This is a genomic window from Roseicyclus sp., from assembly GCF_052168335.1.
GTDB lineage: Bacteria > Pseudomonadota > Alphaproteobacteria > Rhodobacterales > Rhodobacteraceae > Roseibacterium.
Genome location: NZ_JBQLZP010000472.1, coordinates 1 through 2615 on the forward strand (window position 1 = coordinate 1; position 2615 = coordinate 2615).

Annotated in this window: 2 protein-coding genes; both read left to right on the forward strand. The window is 72.2% G+C overall.

The window, feature by feature from the left end; translation table 11 throughout:
- The coding region (locus ACTS11_RS14560; protein WP_442641024.1) for an NADPH:quinone reductase at nucleotides 1-1004 on the forward strand (1004 nt) is incomplete at its 5' end.
- 72 nt (nucleotides 1005-1076) lie between these two features.
- A partial coding sequence (locus ACTS11_RS14565) for an AMP-binding protein (protein WP_442641025.1) occupies nucleotides 1077-2615 on the forward strand: 1539 nt, incomplete at its 3' end.

A 2615-nucleotide genomic window follows, 5' to 3' on the forward strand; every position in this document is an offset into this window, starting at 1 on the left:
ATGCGAGGGAGCATGGGGAGGATGGCATGAAGGCGATCTGGTACGAGCGGTTCGGGCCCGCGGCGGAGGTTCTCGAGCTGGGCGAGATGGCGGACCCGGCGCCGGGGCCGGGCGAGGTCCTCGTGCGGCTGCGGGCTTCGGGCGTGAACCCTTCAGACGTGAAGCTCAGGTCGGGCGTGCGGCCGGGCGCGGTCATGGCCTTCCCCCGGATCGTGCCGCATTCGGACGGGGCGGGCGTCATCGAGGCGGTGGGGGCAGGGGTCGACACCGCGCGCCTCGGCGAGCGGGTCTGGGTCTGGAACGCGGGCTGGCAGCGGGCCTTCGGCACGGCGGCGGAGCTCGTCGCCCTGCCCGCCGAGCAGGCGGTGCGGCTGCCCGAGGGCACCTCCTTCGCCGAAGGGGCCTGCTTCGGCATCCCGGCGATGACGGCCTGGTACGCGGTCATGGGCGACGGGCCGGTGGCGGGGCAGACGATCCTCGTGACCGGCGGCGCGGGCACGGTCGGACGCTACGCGGTGCAGATGGCGCGGGCGGCGGGCGCGCGCGTGATCGCCACCGTCTCCTCGGCGGAGAAGGGGCGGCACTCGACGGCGGAGGAGTGGGTGAACTACCGCGACACGGACGTGGCCGGGGCGGTGATGGAGATGACGGGAGGCGCCGGCGTCGACCGGGTGGTGGAGGTCGATTTCGGCGCCAACCAGGCCACGTCGCTGGCGCTGGTGAAGCCGGGCGGCGTCATCGCCGCCTATGCGAGCGCGGCGGAGATGGTGCCGCGGCTCGAGTTCTATCCGTTCATGTTCAAGAACGTGCGTCTGCACATGCTGATCGTCTACCAGCTCGCGGGCGCCGCGCGGCGCGCGGGCGAGCGGCAGCTGACCGAGTGGCTCGCGGCGGGGGCCCTGTCGCACGCCGTGGTGCCGGGCGGGGGCCTCGCCGACTGCGCGGCGGCGCACGACCTCGTCGCCGCGGGCGACAAGCTCGGGACCGTGGTGCTGGACATCTGACCGGGCCTCCGTGCTAGCCTCCGGGCAAGCGGCGCGGGCGGAGGACCGGCGCCGCGAGGGGAGGACGACACGATGGCAGGATACCCGAGCCGCCACGGCACGGTCGCGGTGGACGACGTCTCGATCACGGAGAAGCTCTTCGAGGGGCTTCTCGGCCGCGAGGAGGAGGCGGTCATCACCGACGGGCAGACCGGCCGGTCGCTGACGGCGGGCGCGCTGGTGGAGGGCATCCGCAGGCTCGCGGGCGGGCTGACGGAGCGGGGCGTCCTGCCCGGCGGCACGGTCGCGATCCTCGCGCCGAACATGCCGGAATACCCGCTCGTCTTCCACGGCGTCGCCTTCGGCGGAGGCACCGTCACCACGATCAACCCGACCTATACCGTGCCCGAGATCCGCCACCAGCTGATCGATTCCGGCGCGGTGATGCTCGTCACCATCCCGATGTTCGCCGAGGTCGCGGCGCAGGCATCCGAGGGGACGGATCTGCGCGACCTCGTCGTGATCGGGGCGGAGAGCGGGCTGTCGCTCGGCGACCTGATGGGCCGCCCGCTGGAGCGGCAGGCGCAGGTGGACCTGCGCGAGCACGTCGTCGTGCTGCCCTATTCGAGCGGCACCACCGGCCGGCCCAAGGGCGTCATGCTCACGCATCGCAACCTCGTCGCCAACGTGCAGCAGGCGGGCGCGGTGGCCGGGATCACGCCCGACGACGTGGCCATCGCCTTCCTGCCTTTCTTCCACATCTACGGGATGACGGTGCTGATGAACCTCTTCCTCGAGCGGCGGGCGCGGCTGGTGACGATGCCGCGCTTCGATCTGGAGCTGTTCCTGCGGCTGATCCAGGAGCAGGGGGCGACGCGGCTCTACATCGTGCCGCCGGTGGCGCTGGCGCTCGCCAAGCACCCGATGGTGGGACAGTTCGACATGTCGAGCGTGCGCGAGGTCTTCTCGGGCGCCGCGCCGCTGGGACCGGAGACGGAGATCGCCGTGGGCGAGCGCCTGGGCGCGCGCTCGGTGCAGGGCTACGGGATGACGGAGATGAGCCCGATCAGCCACATGACGATCGGCGGCAACGTGCGTCACGGCTCAAGCGGGCAGGCCGTGCCCTCGACCGAGTGCCGGATCGTGAACCCCGCGACGCTCGAGGACATGGCCCCCGGCGAGGAGGGGGAGCTCTGGGTGCGGGGGCCGCAGGTGATGAAGGGCTACCTCAACAATCCCGAGGCGACGGCGGAGTGCCTGACCGGCGACGGGTGGCTCAGGACCGGGGATCTGGCCGTCATCGATGCGGACGGCTTCATGTTCATCCGCGACCGGCTGAAGGAGCTGATCAAGTTCAAGGGCTTCCAGGTGGCGCCCGCCGAGGTCGAGGCGGCGCTGATCGGCCATCCGGGCGTCGTGGACGCGGCCGTTACGGCGCGGCGCGACGAGGAGGCGGGCGAGGTGCCGGTGGCCTTCGTCGTCCGCGGGCCGGGTTCGGACGTGACGGAGGCCGAGCTGCGCGCCCATTGCGAGGGTTGCCTCGCGCATTACAAGCACCCGGTCGAATACCGCTTCGTCGAGAGCGTGCCCAAGTCGGCGAGCGGCAAGATCCTCCGCCGGGAGCTGCGGGAC